General features: G+C 49.5%; 18 protein-coding genes and 2 pseudogenes. 7 read left to right on the top strand and 13 right to left on the bottom strand.

Annotation, left to right across the window (positions count from 1 at the left end):
• Nucleotides 1-26: 26 nt before the first annotated feature.
• From DSM2777_RS11500 to rhaS, 11 genes and pseudogenes are all read right to left on the bottom strand, one after another.
• On the bottom strand, nucleotides 27-701 hold the full coding sequence (locus DSM2777_RS11500) for a LuxR C-terminal-related transcriptional regulator (RefSeq protein WP_061554024.1): 675 nt from the start codon (nucleotides 699-701) through the stop codon (nucleotides 27-29).
• Nucleotides 702-723: 22 nt separating this feature from the next.
• Nucleotides 724-1,266 carry a fimbrial protein gene (locus DSM2777_RS11495; protein WP_061554023.1) on the bottom strand — a complete coding sequence of 181 codons (543 nt, stop codon included), beginning with the start codon at nucleotides 1,264-1,266 and terminating at the stop codon, nucleotides 724-726.
• Between the two features lie 9 nt (nucleotides 1,267-1,275).
• Complete coding sequence (locus tag DSM2777_RS11490) at nucleotides 1,276-2,331, bottom strand: fimbrial protein (protein ID WP_061554022.1); 1,056 nt, start codon at nucleotides 2,329-2,331, stop codon at nucleotides 1,276-1,278.
• Complete coding sequence (locus DSM2777_RS11485) at nucleotides 2,331-2,954, bottom strand: fimbrial protein (protein WP_052958382.1); 624 nt, start codon at nucleotides 2,952-2,954, stop codon at nucleotides 2,331-2,333. The genes DSM2777_RS11490 and DSM2777_RS11485 overlap by 1 nt, the downstream gene beginning before the upstream one ends.
• A gap of 19 nt (nucleotides 2,955-2,973) precedes the next feature.
• Nucleotides 2,974-3,674 (bottom strand): annotated as a pseudogene (locus DSM2777_RS11480) (fimbrial biogenesis chaperone).
• A gap of 114 nt (nucleotides 3,675-3,788) precedes the next feature.
• Nucleotides 3,789-6,262, bottom strand: a pseudogene (locus DSM2777_RS11475) (fimbria/pilus outer membrane usher protein).
• A 64-nt stretch (nucleotides 6,263-6,326) separates the two neighbouring features.
• Entirely contained in the window at nucleotides 6,327-6,884 is a 558-nt protein-coding gene (locus DSM2777_RS11470; protein WP_064645460.1) for a fimbrial protein, read from the bottom strand.
• A gap of 77 nt (nucleotides 6,885-6,961) precedes the next feature.
• The gene (locus tag DSM2777_RS11465; protein ID WP_046458591.1) at nucleotides 6,962-7,501 is read right to left on the bottom strand and encodes a fimbrial protein; all 540 of its coding nucleotides are present in this window, start codon (nucleotides 7,499-7,501) and stop codon (nucleotides 6,962-6,964) included.
• A 541-nt stretch (nucleotides 7,502-8,042) separates the two neighbouring features.
• Nucleotides 8,043-8,960: an aldo/keto reductase gene (locus DSM2777_RS11460; RefSeq protein ID WP_046458592.1), complete on the bottom strand. Its 918-nt coding sequence runs from the start codon at nucleotides 8,958-8,960 to the stop codon at nucleotides 8,043-8,045.
• 135 nt (nucleotides 8,961-9,095) lie between these two features.
• Complete coding sequence (gene rhaR, locus DSM2777_RS11455; protein ID WP_046458593.1) at nucleotides 9,096-9,956, bottom strand: HTH-type transcriptional activator RhaR; 861 nt, start codon at nucleotides 9,954-9,956, stop codon at nucleotides 9,096-9,098.
• A 137-nt stretch (nucleotides 9,957-10,093) separates the two neighbouring features.
• Complete coding sequence (gene rhaS / locus DSM2777_RS11450) at nucleotides 10,094-10,915, bottom strand: HTH-type transcriptional activator RhaS (protein WP_061554021.1); 822 nt, start codon at nucleotides 10,913-10,915, stop codon at nucleotides 10,094-10,096.
• Between the two features lie 392 nt (nucleotides 10,916-11,307).
• On the opposite strand from rhaS, the gene rhaB reads away from it, so the two are divergent.
• The 6 genes from rhaB to DSM2777_RS11420 all read left to right on the top strand — a co-directional run bounded on the left by rhaB (nucleotide 11,308) and on the right by DSM2777_RS11420 (nucleotide 17,180).
• The gene (rhaB, locus tag DSM2777_RS11445; protein ID WP_237087848.1) at nucleotides 11,308-12,732 is read left to right on the top strand and encodes a rhamnulokinase; all 1,425 of its coding nucleotides are present in this window, start codon (nucleotides 11,308-11,310) and stop codon (nucleotides 12,730-12,732) included.
• A complete protein-coding gene (locus tag DSM2777_RS11440; RefSeq protein WP_061554019.1) occupies nucleotides 12,729-13,985 on the top strand; it encodes an L-rhamnose isomerase in 1,257 nt (418 codons plus the stop codon). Before rhaB ends, DSM2777_RS11440 begins: the two co-directional genes overlap by 4 nt.
• A gap of 25 nt (nucleotides 13,986-14,010) precedes the next feature.
• Nucleotides 14,011-14,835 (top strand): rhamnulose-1-phosphate aldolase, encoded by an 825-nt coding sequence (gene rhaD / locus DSM2777_RS11435; RefSeq protein ID WP_046458596.1) that lies wholly within the window; start codon nucleotides 14,011-14,013, stop codon nucleotides 14,833-14,835.
• 78 nt (nucleotides 14,836-14,913) lie between these two features.
• A complete protein-coding gene (fucO, locus tag DSM2777_RS11430) occupies nucleotides 14,914-16,062 on the top strand; it encodes a lactaldehyde reductase (RefSeq protein ID WP_061554018.1) in 1,149 nt (382 codons plus the stop codon).
• Nucleotides 16,063-16,071: 9 nt separating this feature from the next.
• Complete coding sequence (gene rhaM / locus DSM2777_RS11425) at nucleotides 16,072-16,386, top strand: L-rhamnose mutarotase (protein ID WP_061554017.1); 315 nt, start codon at nucleotides 16,072-16,074, stop codon at nucleotides 16,384-16,386.
• A 188-nt stretch (nucleotides 16,387-16,574) separates the two neighbouring features.
• A complete protein-coding gene (locus DSM2777_RS11420; RefSeq protein ID WP_061554016.1) occupies nucleotides 16,575-17,180 on the top strand; it encodes a transglycosylase SLT domain-containing protein in 606 nt (201 codons plus the stop codon).
• A gap of 722 nt (nucleotides 17,181-17,902) precedes the next feature.
• Here the strand turns inward: DSM2777_RS11420 and DSM2777_RS11415 are convergent.
• Together DSM2777_RS11415 and DSM2777_RS11410 are read right to left on the bottom strand one after the other, a co-directional pair.
• Entirely contained in the window at nucleotides 17,903-21,016 is a 3,114-nt protein-coding gene (locus DSM2777_RS11415) for an efflux RND transporter permease subunit (RefSeq protein WP_061554015.1), read from the bottom strand.
• 38 nt (nucleotides 21,017-21,054) lie between these two features.
• Nucleotides 21,055-22,218 (bottom strand): efflux RND transporter periplasmic adaptor subunit, encoded by a 1,164-nt coding sequence (locus tag DSM2777_RS11410; RefSeq protein ID WP_061554014.1) that lies wholly within the window; start codon nucleotides 22,216-22,218, stop codon nucleotides 21,055-21,057.
• 579 nt (nucleotides 22,219-22,797) lie between these two features.
• Between DSM2777_RS11410 and DSM2777_RS11405 the strand changes: the two genes are divergently transcribed.
• Nucleotides 22,798-23,412 carry a TetR family transcriptional regulator gene (locus tag DSM2777_RS11405; protein ID WP_061555385.1) on the top strand — a complete coding sequence of 205 codons (615 nt, stop codon included), beginning with the start codon at nucleotides 22,798-22,800 and terminating at the stop codon, nucleotides 23,410-23,412.
• Nucleotides 23,413-23,414: the final 2 nt, after the last annotated feature.

Raw genomic sequence — 23,414 nt, 5'->3', positions numbered from 1 at the left:
AGTAATCTTTAAAAATCGTTGATAACTCAGTCGTTACGAGGCGTTGCCACAATACATTTAAAAACATTAAATAAAGCGACATTGCTAGTGACATTAAGCCGCTTCATTAAACGTCTTTTGTAATAACTTAGCCTTCGAACGTTAATATTGACTTCGTTCGCAATCTGCGAAAGTGATTTACCTTTAAATATCTCTTCCATTAGCCACCACTCATCGCTTGATATATAGCACCCCGCATCGGCGGTTAACCATTTCATTCGGGTATAGCTCACCAATGAGGGACTAAAAACATTTTGTCCTATCTCGCTACATTTCAGCTCATTAAAAAACAGACTCACATTCTGTTTAGATTCACTTTTTAATAGCCAATGCGCACCGGGCAATAACGAGTGCAACGCAAAGAACAGTGGGATGTTATTTTCGCTCAGTAAGATGACTAATTTCTGTCTATGATGACGGTAGTACATCTTGATCATATTGAGCACATTAAACCGGCCCTGAGGAAAGCTTTCAAAATCACAAATCACCCAGCGTTGTTCTCGTTCATTCCTTTGCTGTTTAAGCACCTCAACAAGCTGATGTATATTATTAGAGCTGGTAAATTGGACTCGCATTGAGTCATCACAAGCATCCTGAATAACGGACTTCAAGCCTTGAGAGAAAAAGATATTTTTATCAAAGAAAAAGCACTGGTAATTCATTTATAAATACCTTCTCAGCAAATCACTGATAATTTAACGTGTAGTTAGCTGTTGCAGTGAAAGCACCGGTCGTTAACGTTCCATTCGCTAACGCCTGTGGTTCACCCTCCACGAAGGCTTGGAAGTTCAACTGCATCACGGTATCGGTGATCGCCGTTGCGTTGGTTGGCGTATTGAGTCGAATCGGTGAGCCATCGCTTTCTTCTAAGCCAATACCTACGCCGCTCGCACCGCTTGGCGCCACGGACTTAATGGCCAAACGATCGGTCATGTTCGAATTTCGGTCGCCATCAAAGGTGACCGTTACCGAGTCAAATACGCTTGGGTTGCAGTCTTCTAAAACAATCGAAAACGCAATGGGTGTAGTTTTCCCCGTGGCATAAAGCGACTTGGTTGAAATCTCACCAAAATCCACCGGCACTTTTTCCGAGCCCGGAGCGATGCTGCAAGGCAAAGCGACAACCACGCCTTTAAACGTCATTGCGCCGCCCACCAGCTCTCCCGCCGCTTCAACCGCGCTACTGAACGTCAGCGTTGCTAGTACAGCCAGTTCCATCAGACGCATAATTTCTCCTTACTGGAACTCTGCAACAACGGTTGCGGAAGCCTGAAAATCACCTTCCTCAATGTTGGTTCCGGCGTTTGCAATCGGCGCGGCGATGAGGTTCCAATCTCCCTCGTTATTGTTAAAACCGGGGACGTTATAAAATCTATTCGGCGTGATGGTCGAACCGCTCTGATCTGTCAGCTTGATGCCCAAATTTGAGCGATCGCCCGAGCCGGTGGTTCCCAGATAATCACTGTTGAAACTGGCTGGGCTGGCCTGCTGAATAGCCAGTTTGATATTCAGGCTGCCGGTGGTAAAACTTCCGCCTTCACACTTCACGTGAATCGGCACGTTATGGCTGTAGTTATTGCCATTGAGCTTGCTGCCCGTACCAGGAATGGTGCCGAAATCCACCACGATAGGCGTTCCCTGATTCACCACGCATTTATCGGGTACGGTAAGAACGCCTGAGTTGATATAAATCACCGACATCGGCACTGAGCCAATACCGGAGGCCGTTGAGCCAATGCGGCCATATAACTCAGCTATTTGCGTCCCGACCAGATTGACCCCGTTGATAATGGGTTTCGTGATCATAAAAGTGACACGCCCCTTCGACCCAGACTCAAAATCGGTGTACTGCACCGATGGCGGCGCACAGGTGTTCTGATATGCGCGGTTGCTTTCATTGTTGAACGGAACCGGCAGGTATTCGAGACGGTTACCACGGATGTAAATTTCAATTTTGACATCCATATAGTCGTTCAAACGCAGATAGCCGGGGTTATTGCCTGATTCAGCCAACGTTGCACGCGAGGTGAAAAATACCGGCTGATTCGTCATCGGCGTATTGCAATAGGCTGTGCCAGCATAAAGCCCACCTAATGCAAACTCCGAGCTAATCAGAGAGCCCGCCACGTTAGAGGTAATATCCTGATTTCCCACATCGATGTTGTATTGATGCGGGCCACCGACCGGGATAATTTCGCCATCAATATAGGCCTGCGCGCCAACGGGAAGTAGCGATAGAGCGAGCGCGCACGTAACGCACGCTTGGCGTGGAAATAAGCCCGACAGTTTCATTACAAATACTCCATTTTCACGCGCAGTAATCCCTGAAATTCACCGGCGGTGACCGTATTTCCCGTCGATTCCAACGCGGCCATAAAGGTCAGTACACTATCGCCGTATTTCACTAAAGAAGGCGTCTGGGTCTGATTAATCGCCAGCTTATTGCCAGACATATCCATCAAGCGAATGCCAGCCCCTTGCACCATACCGGCTGTGTGTAATAGCGCAGGATCGGCCACGTCGGATTCACCGATAAAGGTCATCTGTACGGCTTGCTCGCCGGTGCTATAGGCGCGCCAATCGCTTCCCGTCGTCTTAGAAGCCAAGCTACTCCGCGCCATTGATGCCCCTTTTAGGCAATCGCGCAGATAGATTTTGATCAGCACCGGTTGGCTGTGATCGCCAGCACGATGAAAACTACGCGCCGTCATTTCGCCCATATCGATATCTTGCATTCGGCTCTCCCCCGCCATCACGCACGGAGAGGCATACACAGAACCATGGAACCGAACAATGCCACCGTCTTCACCGGCATGATCCCGATCTTGATGTTGTGGCAACAGCGGCACCGTAGACTGAGCCTGAAATACGACACCCAGTGCCAGAAATGCGCATAACGCGAATCGATTTTGCATTGTCGGGTCCTTATGGTTATTACTGCTGCGCGCTAGGCAACGCTTTACAGGTGCTGCCGGAACAGTTGAACTTCAGTTCTGGGTGGCCGCCATAGTCATTGACATACATCATGGAGAACGCGCTCACCGACGCATCGGTAACCGCAAAATCAAGGCTCGATTTCGGGGCGACCATAATTCCTGGGAAGCGCGTAATTTTGCTGCCCGCGCTATTCGTTAAACCAATGATGGTGACGTAGTACGGCGTTGGGTTTTGCGCCGTCATCGTGCTGCCGCTTTTCTGGAACACCACTTGGTTTTGCCAGATCTCGTTTTTGCTGGTGGGGATAATTGCCGCCGGACGATAGAAAAGCTTGATACGTGACTGCATAGCGAGCTGCAGCATGTTGGGCTTATTCGGCTTAGGCGGGATTTCACGCACGTTGAGATAAAACAGGCTTTCGCGATCCTGCGGCAGCGTGTTCACCGCACTGGTTTTGGTTACGCGTGCAATCCCTTTCTGCCCACCGTTGATTCGCTGTAGCGGCGGTAAAACCATTAACGGCGAGGTAATCTTGTGACCTTCCGCGTCCTCTACCCATGACTGAGCCAAAAAGGAATATCGGGGCTCGTGTTGGATAGGTTGGCGCTTGATGAGCTCTCTTTTTCGGTAATAATGATCCGCGTACGATCCAATGAAACGCCCGCCTGCGCGTAGCCGGTCAGAACCGTCAGAGCCATCGCCGCTATCCAGCCGTATCCGCTTTTTTTCTTCATGCTCATTTTTAGCCTTTTATGACAGTTATGGATTTATTGCTTCGCCATAGATTTGTTGCTTCGCTTTAGCCGCATCGCTTAATGGCAAGGCAGCAAAACAGAATTCGAATAATTCGACGCCTTTGCCGGAATAGTGATTTTGCACTGTGTTTTCCCGTTCCAAACCACCTTGAGCGTTTCATCAGGATTAACACCGGCAAGCCACGCTTGACCGTCATCAAGCACCATCGCTACGCTGACACCGTCGTCATTAAAGACTTCAGCGCCGAATGGCGGTGTGCTGCTATCTGAGCGACGAATGTTTGCCATCATCTTCATCCCTTTTGCCATTCCAAAGGACTGGTAGCCGATAGCGCCTTCGGTCAGCGTGGTGGTGCTAATGGCTTTCGACGGCTCGATATCGCTGTCCATCGCATCCACATCCACACGGGTATCAAAACTGTTGTAGCTGACAACGTCGGGCACCACCGCGATGCCAAATCGGTTGGTTCGCGATTTGCTTCCGTTTAGCGGAACGCCTGCAATACCGTTGGTATCGACCATCATGCGAGCCGTGTTGAGCGTGGCTCCGCTGTTATGCAGCGCGGCGCCGTGTCGTGTCGCCGTGAAACCACCGCGCAGCGTGCTGCTCAGCGCCACATAATGGCTTTGCTGATAGCTGAGGTTGCTGTTGATTTCTGCCATCTGCGAACGGTGCTGATAGTAGCCATCCATATTGGCGTTGCCGCTCTGGCTTGCCCCTGCACGCACTCGCCATAGGTTGTTGTTGTCGCTATTGTCGGTGTACGACATCATCGGGCTGGTTTTGCCGTTATTGGTTTGCATATCCAAACCGGCCCAGCGGCTATCGCCAACCGGCACAGAGATTGAAATCGCAATCGAGTCATCACGCCGATCTTTATAGTCGGTGCGATACGCAGAGAGATTGGCCGTAATACCGTTAATTTCGCCGACGCGGAAAGTTCGTCCCAGTGATACGCCATAGCGATCTTGGCTATTTCGATCCCAATAGTTTTGGTGGGTATAGGTCAGGAACGTGGTCAGCGTTTTGCTCGGCTCATCAGCCCAGAACGTTTTGTTACCGGTGATGGTGTATAGCTCTTTCTCACGGCCGACATGGTCGTAATCCTGATAGCGTTCATCCATGTATTGCGCCATCGAGCGGAAGTCTTGCTGCGAGAATCGATAGCCCGCAAACGTGATGGAGCTGTTGTATTCGTCGAAGGTTTTGGCGTAGCTGAGTTTGTACGACGTTCCTTTCAGGCGCTCCCCGTCACGGTTTTGGCTCCATGATTCGGTGGCATCCACGGAAATAGCCCCAAACATGCTGAGATCGCGCCCAATCCCCATCGACATGGCGTTGTACTCTTCACCCGCCGTTTGCAAGCCACCGTACAGCGACCATGCGTTGGAAATCCCCCACGAGAAATCCCCGAGGCAAAGCCCGGCCCCTGAGTTTGGTGGGTATAGCGAGAAGGCTGCCCCGCGGCAATGTTGTAACGCACGTAGCCTGGACGCGTGAGGTAAGGGATATTGGCGGTATTCACCTGAAAGGTAGACACCGAACCATCCTGCTCTTCAACCTTAACGTCCAGCGTTCCACGCACCGAGCTGCTCAGATCCTGAATGTTGAATGGACCGGCTGGCACGGTGGTTTGATAGATAATTCTGCCGCTCTGGCTTACCGTCACTTTAGCGCTGGTACGCGCCACGCCGTGCACTTCTGGCGCATAGCCCTGTAGGCTTGGCGGTAACATGCGCTCGTCGCTGGACAGATTGACGCCGGTGAAACGCAGCGTATCGAAGACCTGCGAGTTAAGGTAGATTTCGCCCAGCGTCAGTTTGGCCGCCATCATGGGCAGCGGACGGTAGGCATAAATCTGGTTCCAATCAAAATCAAATTGGTGAGTTGAGTTGTAGTAGCTGGTCTGATACTCACTGCGAAAACGCCAGCCAGCCAAATTAAACCCAGCCTGACCGTAGCCTGACAAAGAGTTGTAATCTTCACTGTGATCGAGTTGATGGGTGAGTTGCCCCGTCAGACTGTAGTCAAAAATGACGCCAGCAATGCCGTTATCCCAGCGCTCCGGTGGCGTCCAATTGGGATCGTTATATTTCATCCACGCCTGCGGCACCGTAATATCCAGCGTTCCCGCATAGTTGCTGAGCTTAGCCCCTGGCAGGCTCTGCAAGACAAAACAGTTTTCCGCAACCTGCTCAACTTTGAGTCTGGCTTCTTCCTTCAATGCCAGCTTATCCAGCACGGCCTGACTGATGCAGGCTTGCGTACTTTTACCATCGGGTAACAGCGCGTAATGCACCTTGTCTTGGCCTATCGGCTGACTGTTAATTTTGATATCCAACAGGTAATTACCTGCGGCAACATAGTTGTCTGAAGCAAAACGGGATAAATCAACATGGGTGCGATCGGACGCATCCAATACGTCGGTATTAAACTCAACGAGATCGTCTGCATATACCGTATTGGCATAGCAGAAAATAATCACCTTTAAGGCCACTATTTTTAATTTTGTTTTTAGTGTTACCGACATGACAATTTATCCCGAATTAATCGACGGAATACGCCGAATACCCCAAATGGCATTGGTTAATTTTTTAGTTATAGTCAATAAAAAAACGAGCAATAGCATAAAACTCACCGGCTTTAATATGTTTATTAACCGGAACCAGCGAGGCGGTAAATCTCAGAATATTACTCCCGTTACTTAAATCATATCCGGGAGAGGGTTGTCCTATTGTCAGCATATTTCCATGCTGATTACGTAAATGAATACCAAATCCTTCCCCTTCTCCGGTAACTAATAGAGCCGAAGAATCATGAGGGGCGGAATTCCCAACGAATGTGATAGTGGCATAAGGAAAACTGTCATCATTAGCCGTTTTATTTTTAATAACTCTGCACCCGGTAAGATGAATATTAAAATCTTTAGTTAGGTGACTTTCACTATCCATATTAATGTCACGAGCAGATACATCGCCAAAATCAACCCAGATCTCACGCGAACGCGGATCAATGCCACAGGCCGTTTCAATAAGCTCACCAGACATTTCCACTTTCCCTGGTGTAATACTGGATGCCAGCGTGTCAGCGGAAAAAAACAGCGCATATAAAAAAAACATCACTGATAATTTTTTCTTAATTCCTGACATCATGCTCGCTATCCCTACTGAATATTTCGCAGATAGAATACGGGGGATAAACTCCCCCCGTATGCACCACTTCTAGACGATTACTGGTAAGCGATCTGGAAGTTGATGGTTGACTGGAAAGAACCTGCTGTTACAGGGTTTGCAGTCTGATCCGCGCTGTCTGCTTTAACATAGGCAACGAATGGAATGGTGTTAGCACCGTTAACCAGCTGTACAGCCGTAGTGCCCTGGCCCCAAACCACATCCTGGCTGGCGCTGTCTTTCAGACCGATACCCGCATTAGACGCGGTACCTGAAGTGAACGCTGCCAGAGTTGCATCAGCTGGGCTTACACTAGTTGGGGTGTAAGAAACAACGGCGCTGGCCGCAACGGTAGTATCGCAATCCTGCAATTCGATGTTTTTCTGCACGTTACCTGCATGAGCACCGTTAGCCAGCGCTGAAACAGGGATCTGACCAAAATCGACAGATACAGGGCTAGAATTAGGTGATAAACCGCAGGCAGTATTCACCAATTCACCTTGGAATTGGATTTGGCCATTGGTAGTATCAGCCAGAACAGACATAGAACTTACAGCAGCGGTAAATGCTACGGCTAAAGCAACTTTATTCAATTTCATAAAAATTTCCTGCGTAATATAACTATCCTAAAAAAATATAAAGAGCATTTAAGCCACAGGACGCAATCCAAGCGACAATAGAAGCTCTCTGTGTTATGGGTATAAATCCGTTTAAATAATTAAAGACGCCATGTGTTTATCATAATTATTATCCTGCTCCATCGGACGAACAAAATGCTATCAAATCCCATTAATCGTTAAAAGCCTTACAGCAAAAGAGGTTTAAGTACGTATTTAAAACTCGCAACAATGCTATATACACTATTTTAATCTCGCGAAGTATTTGGAATCATCCTAGTCGCGCAATTTTTTAAAATCGGAAAATACTTGTATATAGCTTTTCCTATAAAGCTAATTAGCATCAACATCACATAGGTACATTAATAATTAATAGAGAATGAGAAACATTAAAAGAAGTGGCGATAAAAAGTAGAGATCAGAAGCAGAAATAAAGAGTGGTGATAAAAATAGGAGGAGGTTTCTTGTCTCTAGAGAACAGCCAGATGACTGGCTGCTCTAGAACACATCACTGCGTTGGCGCTTACGGCAGCTCGTTACCGGCTGCGCGATAAATTTCATACCATTCTTCACGGGTTAACGTGATATCGCAGGCCTGACAAATTTGCTTGAGGCGCGAAGTGCTCATCGTGCCTGAAATCATCTGCATATTGGCCGGATGGCGTAAAATCCACGCCGTGGTAATAGTAGTGTTTGATACGCCATAACGCGCTGCAATCTCATCAATTTTCTGATTCAGTTCTGGGAACTTAGGATTGCCGAGGAATACGCCTTCAAACATGCCGTATTGGAACGGGGACCATGCCTGAATCGTCACGTCATTCAAACGGCAATAATTCAATACTTCACCGTCGTGATCGACACTCGACGCATTTTCCATATTGACGTTAATGCCGCTGCGGATCATGCCGCTATTGGTGATGCTTAATTGAAGCTGGTTCGCCAAGATCTTTTGGCTCATAAACTTTTGCAGTAAGGCCATCTGCATTGGGCTTTGGTTTGAAACACCAAAACGGCGCACTTTGCCGGTATTGAGTAGGTGATCAAACGCCTCGGCCACTTCTTCCGGCTCCATCAGCGCATCAGGGCGATGCACCAGCAGCATATCGAGATAGTCGGTATCTAAACGTTCTAAGATGCCGTCGACTGATTTTAAAATGTGCTCTTTAGAGAAATCGAACAGGCCTTTACGGATCCCACATTTAGACTGTAGGAAGACCTTCTCACGGCGGTCATCATTGAGCTTGGCTGCGCGAGCAAAAATACGCTCGCATTCGCCGCCGCCATAGATATCTGCGTGGTCGAAGAAGTTCGCACCTAAATCCAACGCGGTTTGCACAAAAGTTTCTGCCTCTGCGGCTTTCAACTCATCCATACGCATGCAGCCCACCACGATGGCGGGAACATGCAGGGTAGAACCACCTAATTTAATTTGTTTCATCAAACTGCCCTATCTGGTTAACGGTGCACAATCACGGCCACCGCTATTGATGATGACGAAAATCGCCGCAAAAAATGCAATGTCATACTCGAGCTTATCCGCCAAATAAATGGCGTGGCTTCAAGTATGGAGGGTCTATATCGCTCGCTCTGGTTCAGTCACAAAGCGTTGGCGATACTCTCGCGGTGTTAGCCCTGCATCACGGGTAAACACCACGGAAAAATAGTTGCTGTCTTCAAAGCCACAGCGCGTCGCAATTTCACTGATGCGATACTCGCTGCGCCTCAACAATCGCTTAGCCTGACAGAGACGCAGCTGACGCAGATAATGGCTGATCGACATCCCTGTTTGCTGGCGAAATAGCTGCTTCAGCGAGCGCTCAACCAGCTGATGCTCTGCGCAGAAAGCGGCTAAATCGAAATGGCTGTCGAGCCCGCCTTGCAGCGACGCCATCAGCAAATCAAGCTGTTCGCCAGCCGGTAGTAAATAGACACTCTCCGCCGTGTAACGATAACGTTTTAGCACAATGGCTAACTGCAACAACAGCGCTTCGGTTAACTGAATAGAAAGTGCGTCGGTTTTGCGACTCTCTTGCGCCAGCTGAGCAATAATCGGCCTCGCCTGCGCTAAACCGCCGGTGCTTAAACGCCAATGATTTTGTCGCGTAGATTCATCAAACGGCGGCAGTAATAGATTCCATTGGGCGTTTAAGCGTAAGCGCTCGGGACAATAGATGATATTGTCGAGAACCAGATCGTTAACCGATTCGTAGCTGTGGCAATCCTCGGCGTTGATATAGAAAATATCGCCGCAGGTTATCCGATACGGGCGATCGTTGAGAACGTGCAAACCGTTGCCGCGCCAAACAATCACGATCTCGCAAAACTGGTGGGAATGTTCGGCAAAAACCTGCTGCGGATAGCGATCCGCCACCGCGACCGGCATCTGTTCTGAAGGAAAATAATCCCGACTCTCCAGCACTAACGGCTTTCGCATTCCCAGCCTCCCACGCTTATTTAGCCAGAAAGTATTACAGAATCATCATGATTTTACGTTGACGGCTTTCTCGATTCCGCACATTGCATTCCGCCGTTAAGTAACAAAATGTCACTTGGCTTAACGTGATGGGGCCACTACCCCTGATAACGCAAGGCTCGAGGAGATTGGTCAAACTCGCGTTTAAAAAGCGTTGAAAAATGATTGCTGTCGCCAAAACCGCACTGATAGGCAATATCCGTCACGCTGCTATCACTGTGACAAAGCTGGTGCCGGGCTTGTAAAAGACGTAGGCGAGTCAGATAACGCTGTGGTGTCATACCGGTATGGTTCTTAAGCTGGCGGTGTAAGGTGCGAAGCGGCAACGAGAAACGGTCAGCTAATTCTGTCCACTCCACAGATTCAGCGTAGTGATGCTGCAACCAGTCCAATAGCTGACGCAAACGCCCTTCCTGATCGTCGCCCACCTGAGCAGAACACCCCTGCCAAAGCTGCACAATCAGCTGCATAAAGACGCTTTCATGCAACGCGATATCTTCCGCTCGCTCGCTGGCCGGTGTTTGTTCGAGTTTCGCCATCAGCATTTTTACCTGCGCTAACACCTGCTGGCTGATACGCCAATGCGAGGGATAAACCCCTTCAGATTCTTGCGGTAAAAATTGCTCAACGCCCGATAAAAACTTAAACGCATCCGGCGCACGAAAGAGCACATTGGTAAGAAAAAGACCGTCGGTATGCTCAAACAAATGACGATCGTGATCGCGAACGAAGCATACGCAGCCGCTGTTGAGCGTATAGGGATTGCCGTTAAAAACGTGCACACCGGCGCCCTGCTCCACAATCACAATTTCATAGAAATCATGATGATGCTCAGGAAACTCCGGCTGCGGAGCGCGAGGCTCAATGGCAACAGGTGCATAGCCAGAAGAGAAAAAATCAATACTGTGCAAAACCGTCATCGTCAGACTCCTTATCTTATCGGGGTATCAACGCGGGTGATTTCTCCAGCGGTTTGCTATGGCTCGATAGTAGAAGAAGGCCGAAAAATGAACCTTAAACTTTTGACGTCAAAACGGCTTTTAGCGTTCGTTTATTTAAGAATGCGCGACCAATATTAAGAAATGCGGCGAACATCACAGGCCAGCGCATCTAAGAACTGTGACCTACTTCACTTTCACCTTTGCTGTATTGCCATCGCCATAATTTCGCTGGCATTCATGAGAAGGTGCCCTGCCGAGCAAGTTTCTACACTGGCCGTCATTGATAAATAAGAATGTTCAACGACGGACGGTTCAACATGACGACACGCCATATTGCCGCAATCGATCTTGGTGCCTCCAGCGGACGAGTGATGCTAGCGAGTTACCACGTCGGCACTCAACACCTTACGCTAAAAGAGATCCGCCGCTTTACCAATCGGCTGGTACCCCGTGACGGTTTTGATACTTGGGATCTTGATACCCTTGAGCAGGAAATTCGTACTGGGCTTGAGCAAATTGATGCTGAAAATATCCCGCTGGACAGCATTGGCATCGATACCTGGGGCGTGGATTTTGTGTTGTTGGATGCCAACGGCGAGCGAGTCGGCCATCCCGTCGCTTATCGAGACGATCGCACCCACGGCCTGATGACACAGGCACAAGAGCACTTAGGTAAGCCGTTTATCTATCAGCGTACCGGCATTCAGTTTTTGCCCTTCAATACCCTTTATCAGCTGCGTGCGCTCAGCGAACAGCAACCTGAGTTGCTGGATCGGGTTGAGCATCTGCTTCTTATTCCCGATTACCTTCATTACCGCTTAACCGGGCAAATGAACTGGGAATACACCAACGCCAGTACGACACAGCTGTTGAATATCCATAGCGGCGATTGGGATACCGATTTACTGAACTATGCCGGTGTTCCGGCTCGCTGGTTTGGCAAACCGACCCAGCCGGGTCAGCGTATCGGCTGCTGGCAAAGCCCGAGAGGACAACAGGTTCCTGTGGTTGCCGTGGCCACCCATGACACCGCCAGCGCGGTGATTGCCGCCCCGATGCAAGATAGCGACTCAGCCTATCTCAGCTCAGGAACATGGTCATTAATGGGCATTGAAAGCCGCACACCGTTCACCGATAGCCATGCGTTGCAGGCCAATATCACCAATGAAGGGGGTGCAGAAGGCCGCTATCGGGTGCTGAAAAATATTATGGGCTTATGGCTGCTGCAACGCGCAACCCAAGAACTGGGTGTGCAGTATCTTCCCGATCTGATTGCAGAGGCTGCTCAACAACCCGCACACCATTTTCTGATTAACCCGAACGACGAGCGCTTCATCAATCCGCCCAATATGTGTTTGGAAATTCAAAACGACTGCCGCGAGCGTGGCGTTCCGGTACCCGAAACACCGGCAGAACTGGCGCGCTGTATTTTTGACAGCTTGGCGAAGCTCTATCAGCAGGTAGCCGAAGAACTCTCCGAGCTGCGCGGTAAGCCGATCAGCCATTTGCATATCGTCGGCGGTGGCAGCCAAAACCGTTTTCTCAATCAGCTGTGCGCCGATCTTTGCAACATCGAAGTCAGCGCAGGACCGGTGGAAGCCTCAACGTTAGGCAATATTGGCTGCCAGTTAATCGCGCTGGGCGATATCGCCAGTGTGCATGGTTTCCGCAGCGTAGTGGCACATAACTTCCCGCTGGAACATTTTTTACCTAACCCATCTCACCACTCTTTATCCGCATCGCTCAGCAACAACGGTGCGCAAACATCTGCCCAATTCAAAGGAACATGTGTATGACCACTTCAATCGATCAGGCTTGGGAACTGGCTAAACAACGTTTTAACGCCGTGGGCGTAGACGTCGAAAATGCACTGAAAACCATGGAGAGACTGCCGGTTTCGATGCACTGCTGGCAGGGCGATGACGTTGCCGGTTTTGAAAATCCTGAAGGTTCACTGACCGGCGGTATTCAAGCCACCGGCAACTATCCGGGCAAAGCGCGCAACGCCGCAGAATTACGTGCCGATTTAGAAATGGCATTAACGCTGATCCCTGGGCCAAAGCGACTGAATCTACACGCGATTTATTTAGAATCTGATACGCCGGTCGCACGTAATAAAATCGAACCGCGCCATTTTGCTAACTGGGTTGAGTGGGCTAAGAAACACCATTTAGGCTTAGATTTTAACCCTTCGTGTTTCTCTCATCCGTTGAGCGCCGATGGTTTTACCCTCTCATCCGCCAACCCTGAAACACGCCAGTTCTGGATTGAGCACTGCCAAGCCAGCCGCCGAATTTCAGCCTATTTTGGCGAACAGCTGGGTACGCCGTCCGTCATGAATATCTGGATCCCAGACGGCATGAAAGATACGCCGATTGACCGCTTGGCTCCTCGTCAACGCTTGGCTTCAGCGCTGGATGAGGTGATCGCTGAAAAGCTTAACCCTGCACACCACATCGACGCGGTTGAAAGCAAACTTTTCAGCATCGGCGCTGAGAGCTATACCGTGGGCTCGAACGAGTTTTACCTCGGCTACGCAGCCAGCCGCCAGACCGCTCTGTGTCTGGATGCCGGTCACTTCCATCCAACCGAAGTGATCTCCGACAAAATTTCCAGCGCCATGCTTTATGTGCCTCGTTTGCTGCTGCACGTTAGCCGCCCAGTACGCTGGGACAGTGACCACGTGGTCTTGCTCGACGATGAAACTCAGGCAATCGCCAGCGAAATCGTCCGCCACAACCTGTTTAACCGCGTGCATATCGGCTTGGACTTCTTCGACGCCTCCATCAACCGCATCGCGGCGTGGGTGATTGGCACGCGCAATATGAAAAAAGCCCTGCTGCGCGCATTGCTAGAACCGACTAACCATCTGCGTAATTTGGAAGAAAGCGGTGACTACACGGCACGTCTGGCTCTGCTAGAAGAACAAAAATCGCTGCCTTGGCAGGCGGTATGGGAAATGTACTGCCAGCGTAACGACGTTCCCTTTGATGCGAGTTGGCTAAAAGCCATTCGCGAATATGAAGAACAAATTTTATCTCAGCGTTAAGCAATAAATAGAAGGAATAAAAAACATGCAATCTATCATCGATTCCTGGTTCGTTCAGGGCATGATTAAAGCCACCAGCGACATGTGGCTCAAAGGCTGGGATGAACGCAACGGAGGCAACGTTAGCCTGCGTTTATTAGAGGAAGAAGTGGCGCCGTTTCGCGCTGATTTTAACTCACAGCCGCGCTGCGTTGAGCTAACGCAGCCCGCCACCGAACTCGCTAATAGCTGGTTCTTAGTGACCGGCTCAGGCAAATTTTTCCGTAATGTGCAAATTGCACCGCAGGAAAATCTGGTGCTGCTACAGGTTAGCGCCGATGGCATGGCTTACCACATCCATTGGGGATTAACCAAAGGCGGTCTGCCAACGTCTGAACTGGCCGCCCATTTCCAATCGCATATCGTGCGTATGCAGGTTACCAACGGCGATAACCGCGTCATCATGCATTGCCACGCCACCAATTTGATTGCGCTTAGCTACGTGCATGACTTGGACAATGCCAAATTTACCCGCCTGTTATGGGAAGGCAGCACCGAGTGTTTAGTGGTATTCCCTGACGGCATTGGCATCGTACCTTGGATGGTGCCGGGCACCGACGGCATCGGCACGCAAACCGCAGAACAAATGCGCCAGCACGGTTTAGTGCTGTGGCCTTTCCACGGAATTTTCGGCAGCGGCCCAACGCTAGACGATGCTTTCGGCCTGATCGATACCGCAGAAAAATCAGCGGAGATTATGGTGAAAGTGCTGTCGATGGGCGGGAAAAAACAGACGATCTCCACGCAGGAGCTGATTGCGCTCGCCGCACGCTTTGGTGTTACACCGATGGCTGCGGCACTTGAAGATTAATTGCTGAGAAAGACCGATCGCATGCGCTTCTCCTTAGGAAGCGCATTACAACGGTTTTTCATTTTCAGGAGCAATATCATGAGTTTCATGCTGGCATTACCGAAAATCAGCCTGCACGGCAACGGCGCTATCGTCGATATGGTGAAACTGCTTGGCGATAAAAGGTGGGGCAAAGCGCTGATTGTTACCGATGGTCAATTAGTGGAAATGGGGTTGTTAGACAGCCTGTTTAGTGCGATGCAGCAGCAAAACCTGCCATACGCACTGTTTAAAGATGTGTTTCCGAATCCAACCGAAGAATTAGTTCAGACAGGTTTTCAAGCCTATCAGCAAAACCAGTGTGATTACCTGATCGCCTTCGGCGGCGGTAGCCCAATTGATACCACTAAAGCCATTAAAATTCTGACGGCCAATCCCGGCCCTTCCACTGCCTATTCGGGCGTGGGCAAAGTGAAAAACGCCGGTGTGCCGCTGGTCGCCATTAATACCACGGCGGGAACTGCCGCTGAGCTCACCAGCAACGCGGTGATCATTGATAGCCGACGTCAGGTGAAAGAGGTGATTATCGACAGCAATATTATTCCTGATATTGCCGTCGACGATCCGGCGGTAATGCTGAATATTCCCGCCTCGGTAACTGCCGCAACCGGCATGGACGCGCTGACCCACGCGATTGAAGCCTATGTTTCAGTGGGTGCTCATCCACTGACCGATCACTCCGCGCTGGAATCTATTCGCATGATCGCCGAATGGTTACCGCAGGCGGTGGACAATGGGCAGAACCTTCAGGCACGAGAAATGATGGCCTATGGGCAATATCTGGCAGGAATGGCTTTTAACAGCGCCGGACTGGGATTAGTTCATGCATTAGCTCATCAACCGGGGGCGACTCATAATCTGCCACACGGCGTATGTAACGCCATTTTATTGCCGGTGGTTGAAGCCTTTAATCGCCCTAATGCGGTTTCCCGCTTCGCTCGAATAGCGCAGGCAATGGGAGTTAATACTCAGGGAATGAATGAAGAACAGGCCAGCCATAGCGCTATCGCGGCCATTCGAGAGCTCTCGGCACGCGTTGGTATTCCATCTGGATTCCACGCGCTGGGTATCAAAGAAAGCGATATCGACGGCTGGTTAGATAAAGCGCTGGCCGATCCCTGTGCGCCGTGTAACCCGCGTAGCGCAGATCGTGAACAGGTTCGAGCGCTCTATCTAGAGGCAATGTAAGGAGAAAGTATGATCCGTAAAGCCTTTGTCATGCAGGTTAATCCAGATGCCCACGCAGAGTATCTGCGCCGCCACTCGCCGATTTGGCCAGAGCTGGAAGCCGAATTAAAAGCGCATGGCGCGCACAATTATTCGATCTTTTTGGATGAGAAACGCCATCTGCTATTTGGCTTCGTTGAAATTGAATCCGAAGCGCGTTGGAATGCGATTGCGCAGACCGAAACCTGCCAGCGCTGGTGGAAACATATGAGCGATGTGATGCCAAGCAATGCGGATAACAGCCCAATAAGCGATGAGCTTAAAGAGGTATTTTACCTTCGCTGATAGGATCTTATTTTTTTACTTAAAATGCGCAAAACAGCAGGTGACCAACTTGCTGGATGACTATATGATCCCTGCGTCTGTTTCGGGCGCAGGGATCCGTCTATTTAAATCAGGCATTCCCTTCGACATGGTCGTCTAACTAATGAGTCCTATTCCATTTTAATGGATATAGGCTGGCGTACTCACCAATGATTTCAATACTCAAACACCCTTCGCGATTTGGCATATTGCTGCTATTGCTCTTCTTAGCGGGCTGTTCAAGCAAACATCATTATAAAAAGTACGACACCCATGCCTACGACGATGTGATCGAAGATGCTGCCGATGACTATAAGGTCGATCCTAAACTTATCGCCGCGATTATTCAGGTGGAGTCGAGCTTCAATCCAGAAGCCGTTAGCCCTTCGAATGCCATCGGGCTCATGCAGCTTAAAGCCTCAACCGGCGGGTGCGACGCCTACCGTTATAAGGGAAAACGTGGCTGCCCTGACGACGATGATTTACTCGATCCCGAAACCAATATCGATTTAGGTGCCGCTTACATCAGCGCAATCCAGCATCAACAGCTGAACTGGATTGACGATCCTGTGACTCGTCGCTATGCGACTGAGGTCGCTTACGCTAACGGCGCGGGCGCGCTGCTACGTACTTTTTCAAGCAATCGCAAAACCGCGATTCAGATGATCAATCAGCTTTCACCAGAAGCCTTCCACTGGCACGTTCGTCAATATCACCCTGCCGCGCAGGCTCCGCGTTATATGGCGAAGGTGGAGCAGGTTTATAATAGTTTGTGATAGTTGGGGGTAATACCCCCTCCCAACCTCCCCCTTGGCAGGGGGAGGGGCTGATCGGATTCTTATGCCGCACCGCTTTCCCTGCCTGAAAGAGGGACAGATCGAGTTCTCACATCAAACACCAAATCGGTTCCCTCCCCCCTGATCGGACTCTTATGCCGCACCGCTTTCCCTACCTGAAAGAGGGACAGATCGAGTTCTCACATCAAACACCAAATCGGTTCCCTCCCCCCCCCTAATCGGATTCTTATGCCGCACCGCTTTCCCTGCCTGAAAGAGGGACAGATCGAGTTCTCATATCAAACACCAAATCGGTTCTCTCCCAACCACCCCCTGATCAGATTCTTATGCCGCACCGCTTTCCCTATCTGAAAGAGGGACGGTTTGAGTTCCCACATCCAACACCGAATCGGTTGCCTCACAACCTCCCCCTGATCGGATTCTTATGCTGCACCGCTTTCCCTACCTAAAACACCAAATCGGTTCCCTCCCCTGCTAAGGGGAGGGTTAGGGTGGGGTCATAAAGTATGATCGACTTTAACAACAAAACCCCCACCGCAATTATGGCCCGCCATGGCTAAATAACTTGGCTTTTGTCAGTATTGCTAGATAGATCTCGGTACACAGAAGACACACGCAAAGCGGAGTGGAAAGCGTTGATATAAAGACCTGTGACTCATCATCACAGGCCTTTATTTTATGATTTAACAGATTGGATTATTTTAGCTTTCGCTTTTACTAAAGCGACGGCGCACAACTACAAAGAATACCGGGACAAAGAAAATAGCCAGCAGCGTTGCCGTCAGCATTCCCCCCATCACACCGGTACCCACGGCGTTTTGCGCGCCTGAACCTGCGCCAGAACTGATAACCAGCGGCAAAACGCCCAGAATAAACGCCAATGATGTCATCAGGATTGGGCGCAAACGCATTCGTACCGCTTCTAAGGTGGCATCAATCAGCCCCTTACCTTCTTTATCCATCAGATCTTTAGCAAATTCGACGATTAAGATGGCGTTTTTAGCTGAAAGGCCGATGGTGGTTAATAGCCCGACTTGGAAATAAACGTCGTTGTTCATGCCGCGTAATGCTGCGGCCAACAAGGCACCAACCACGCCAAGCGGAACAACCAGCATCACCGAGAATGGTATAGACCAGCTTTCATACAGCGCCGCCAAGCACAGGAATACAACCACCAGCGAGATGGCATACAGGGCAGGCGCCTGATTCCCAGACAAACGCTCTTGATAGGACATGCCCGTCCAGTCGTAGCCAATGCCTGACGGTAACTTAGTCACAAGTTGTTCCATCATTTGCATGGCATCGCCGGTACTTTTACCCGGAGCCGCTTCGCCTAGAATTTCCATCGACGGTAGGCCGTTATAACGCTCTAAACGCGGTGAGCCCTTAATCCAACTGGCGGTCGAGAACGCGGAGAAAGGCACCATTTTCCCGCTGTTACCACGTACATACCAATTATTGATGTCGTCTGGCAGCATACGGAAACGTGCATCGGCCTGAGAATAAACTTTCTTCACACGTCCGCGATCGATAAAGTCGTTAACGTAGGTTCCCCCTAAGGCGGTTGAAATGGTTTGGTTAATGTCTGAGAGCGATACTCCCAACGCCTGCGCTTTCTCCTGATCCACGTCCAACTTGTACTGAGACGTATCTTCCAGCCCGTTAGGACGCACGCGCACCATCACGTCGGAATGCTCAGCGACCATGCCTAACAGTTGATTACGCGCCTGAGTAAGCTCTTGATGACCGAGGTTTGCCTGATCGATAAGCTCAAAGTCAAAACCAGTCGCGGTACCCAGCTCAATAATAGCCGGTAAGTTGAACGGGAAGACCAGACCATCTTTGATCTGCGTGAAAGATTGCATCGCACGGCCAATGATCGATGTCACATTGTTTTCTTTCCCCGAGCGTTCGTCCCACGGCTTTAAACTCACGAATGCTAAGCCGGAGTTTTGTCCCGATCCGCTAAAGCTAAAGCCGTTAACCGTAAAGACGGATTCAACGTTGGCATGCTCTTTAGTCAGGTAATAATTCGTCACCTGATCTAAAACCTTCTGGGTTCGCGCTTGAGTCGCTCCGGCCGGCAACTGCACCATCGTCATAAACACGCCCTGATCTTCCTCGGGCAAGAATGAGGTAGGCAGGCGTAAGAACAGCACGCACATACCGGCAACAATCAATACGTAGATGACGAGGTAGCGCCCGGTATTTCTCAGTATCCCACCCACGCTATCCGTATAATGGTGCGTACTTTGCTCAAATTTGCGGTTAAACCAGCCAAAGAAACCTTGCTTCTCGCCGTGCCCTTCGGCAGAAACCGGTTTGAGCAACGTGGCGCACAGCGCTGGCGTCAAGATAAGCGCCACCAGCACAGATAGCGCCATAGCCGAAACAATGGTGATGGAGAACTGGCGATAAATCGCACCGGTTGAGCCGCCGAAAAATGCCATCGGAATAAACACCGCCGACAGCACCATCGCAATCCCGACTAGCGCCCCTTGTATTTGATCCATCGACTTTATCGTGGCTTCTTTTGGCGGTAGATGCTCCTCCGCCATCACGCGCTCAACGTTTTCCACCACGACAATGGCGTCGTCAACCAGCAGACCTATCGCCAACACCATCCCAAACATGGTTAGGGTGTTTATCGAATAGCCGAACGCGGAAAGCACCGCAAAAGTTCCCAACAGAACAACCGGCACCGCAATAGTGGGGATCAGCGTGGCGCGAATATTTTGCAAGAACAGATACATGACTAAGAAGACCAAGATAATGGCTTCAAACAGGGTTTTAACCACTTCGTGAATCGAAATTTTAACGAACGGCGTGGTGTCATACGGGTAGACAACCTTCATTCCCTGAGGGAAATAGGGCTGTAGCTCTGCCAGCTTGGCTTTAATGGCGGCCGCGGTATCCAATGCGTTGGCACCTGTTGCGAGCTTAATCCCCAAGCCAGCCGCAGGTTGTCCGTTGATTTTCGCCACGATGTTGTAGTTCTCACCGCCAAGCTCAATGCGGGCCACATCTTTCAGACGTACCTGCGAGCCATCCTGATTCACCTTCAGCAAGATCTTGCCAAACTCTTCCGGGTCTTTTAATCGCGTCTGCGCAATGATGGAAGCGTTAAGCTGCTGATTACCCACCGCGGGCGTGCCACCTAACTGCCCTGCCGCGATTTGGTCGTTCTGAATTTTTAGCTGGTTAACAACGTCAACCGTGGTCAGTTGATACTTATTCAGTTGCTCGGCATTCAGCCAAATGCGCATGGCATACTGCGCACCAAACAGCTGCACATCCCCCACGCCGCTGCTACGGCTAATGGGATCTTTGATATTTGAAGCAACGTAGTCAGAAATATCATCCTGAGTGAGGCTTTTGTTGTCTGAAATAAACCCTGCGACCAACAAGAAACTGCTGCTGGATTTTTCAACGCTAATCCCCTGCTGCTGCACTTCCTGCGGCAGCAACGGCGTCGCCAGTTGGAGCTTATTCTGAACCTGGACCTGTGCAATATCGGGGTCTGTCCCCGAATTGAAGGTTAAAGTAATCGTTACACCACCCGCAGAATCACTGGTTGACGACATGTACATAAGATTATCGATGCCGTTCATGTTCTGTTCGATAATCTGCGTCACCGTATCTTGCACGGTTTGCGCATCCGCTCCCGGATAGGTTGCCGTTATCGCAACCGCAGGAGGAGCAATCGTTGGATACTGGGCAATTGGCAGTTTTAAAATCGCCAATCCTCCCGCCAACATCAGGATAATGGCGAGTACCCAAGCAAAGATCGGGCGCTCAATAAAAAACTTAGACATACGCTCGTTTTACCTTTTATGAATTATCGCCGCAGCGATTACTGTCCCTGAGACGCATTCGCCTGCAGATTCTGCTCTTCCGCTTTTACCGTCATTTCAGGGCGTACTTTCTGTAGCCCACTGACGATCACGCGGTCACCGCTGTGCAATCCTTCCGTCACCAGCCATTTGTCGCCGATTGCCTGCGCGGCGGTCACACTGCGCACTTCAACCTGACTCTTGGCATTGACCAGCATCACCGTGGCTTCACCGCGTGGGTTACGTGTTACCCCCTGCTGCGGAACCAACAGCGCATCTTTTTGCATACCTTCATCAATGCGAGCACGTACAAACATCCCCGGTAACAGATCGTGCTGAGGATTTGGGAACAACGCGCGAATCGTTATCGAACCGGTGCTTTCATCAACGCTGACGTCTGAGAATTGCAGTTGGCCTTTGAGCGGGTAAGGCTGACCATTTTCCATCACCAGCGTGACCTGCGTTTGCAGCGCGCTTTTTTCTAGGCTGCCTTGGATAACGGCTTGCTTAAGGCGGATGAAGTCGTTGCTCGATTGAGTAACATCAACGTAAATAGGATCAAGCTGCTGCACGGTTGCCAGCGCGTTGGCTTGTTCGGTGGTCACTAGCGCACCTTCGGTGACGTTAGACTGCCCAATTCGCCCATCAATAGGAGAAGTCACCTTGGTGTAGGCTAAATTGATGCGAGCCGTTTCAACATTGGCTTTTGCCGCCTGAACATCGGCATCGGCTTGCTGTGCATTCGCCACCGCCGTGTCGAATTCCTGTTGGCTAACATAGCGATCGCCAACCAGCGGTTTATCGCGCTGAACGGTTAAATGTGCCAGTTTTGCTGCGGCAACGGCTTTGGCGAGCTCGCCTTGCGCGCTGTCGTAAGCGGCTTTATAGGACGCGGGATCGATTTGATACAGCGATTCGCCACCGCGAATATCACTGCCTTCTGTGAAGTTACGTTTGAGGATAATTCCGCCTACCTGCGGGCGAACCTCAGCAACTCGGTAAGCATCTGTACGTCCTGGTAATTCCGTCGTCACTTGCAAAGGTTCTGCTTTCAACGTCACGACCCCCACATGGGGTTGCGGCAGAGGCGCTTTGACCTCTTTATCATCACACCCAGACAACACGAAGCAGGCGGAAAGAAGGATCACTGAGGGCAGGAGAATAAACTCACTGTATTTCTTCATTACTATTCCTTAATATATTTCGACACGACGCCAGGCGTACATAAAATGGTATTAAGTTGTATGGATAGAATTCACACATCATTTTTCTGATGGTTATAGACAACTTAATCTGATAGAAAACAGTGAGTACAGCGCCACTGATAAATCACATAAATGGTTAACATTAAAAAATAAATACCAAGCTCATCCAGCGGTATGAAAAACAGAATTGCAGCCCGCTATTTTTTAGGAAAAAGAGAATAACATCCAGATAAAAAACAAGAACACCCAACTAATTGTGTAAATTTAATTATCAAAATCACTTTATCTTTACGTTCACCCTTACGTTTGAACCTAAGTAATTCGCCAAACAAATACGTCACAACAAAATCATACTAATTATTTATTCAATACATTCCACACCTTCATCTCTAATATGATTCCGAACAGACACGCAGGCTAGCTTTATTACTGCTATTAATGGATGCCAAGATAATAAAATCAGCATGACAAACTGAATGAGTAGCGAATAGAATGTTGCTCATCGTACAAAATCCTATCCTTCCCTGTAAATCACACTCTTGGGTGTTTGGTATCGCTATGGCACGTAAAACTAAAGAGGATGCATTTGTTACTCGTCAGAGAATAATAAATGTAGCAATCAGTGAATTTTCAACGCGTGGTTTTTCATCCACAACATTGGCAGATATCGCCTGCTCTGCGGGGGTCACTCGAGGTGCAATTTACTGGCACTTTAAAAACAAAGAAGAATTATTCAACGAAATATGGCAGCAATCTGCACACTACTCATTGTATATATCTGAAAAAATACACAGTGAAAACAAAGATAATCCATTAAATGCGTTACAAGAAACACTCACCTATCTTCTACGCACAGTGGTTAGTGACCCTCAACAAAAATCATTAATGGAAATCATATTCCATAAATGTGAATTCACAAAAGAAATGACACCTAGACATGAAATACGCCGCATGGTCTATTTTGAAGAGGAGCGTTTAACCAACACCTTAAAACGTTGCGTTACATTAAATCAATTGCCATCAAAATTAAATATCCCTCAATCAATAATTATAATCCGTGCATATATGAGCGGACTGATAGAGAACTGGCTATTATCTTCAGAAAACTACGACCTCGGCAGTAACGCATCAGGGTTAGTGAATAACTTAATCACGCTACTTAAACTACAATAAAA

It is taken from the genome of Obesumbacterium proteus (assembly GCF_001586165.1).
Classification (GTDB): domain Bacteria; phylum Pseudomonadota; class Gammaproteobacteria; order Enterobacterales; family Enterobacteriaceae; genus Hafnia; species Hafnia protea.
Note: the sequence above shows the minus strand (reverse complement) of the source record. Positions and strands in the feature narration are given on the sequence as shown.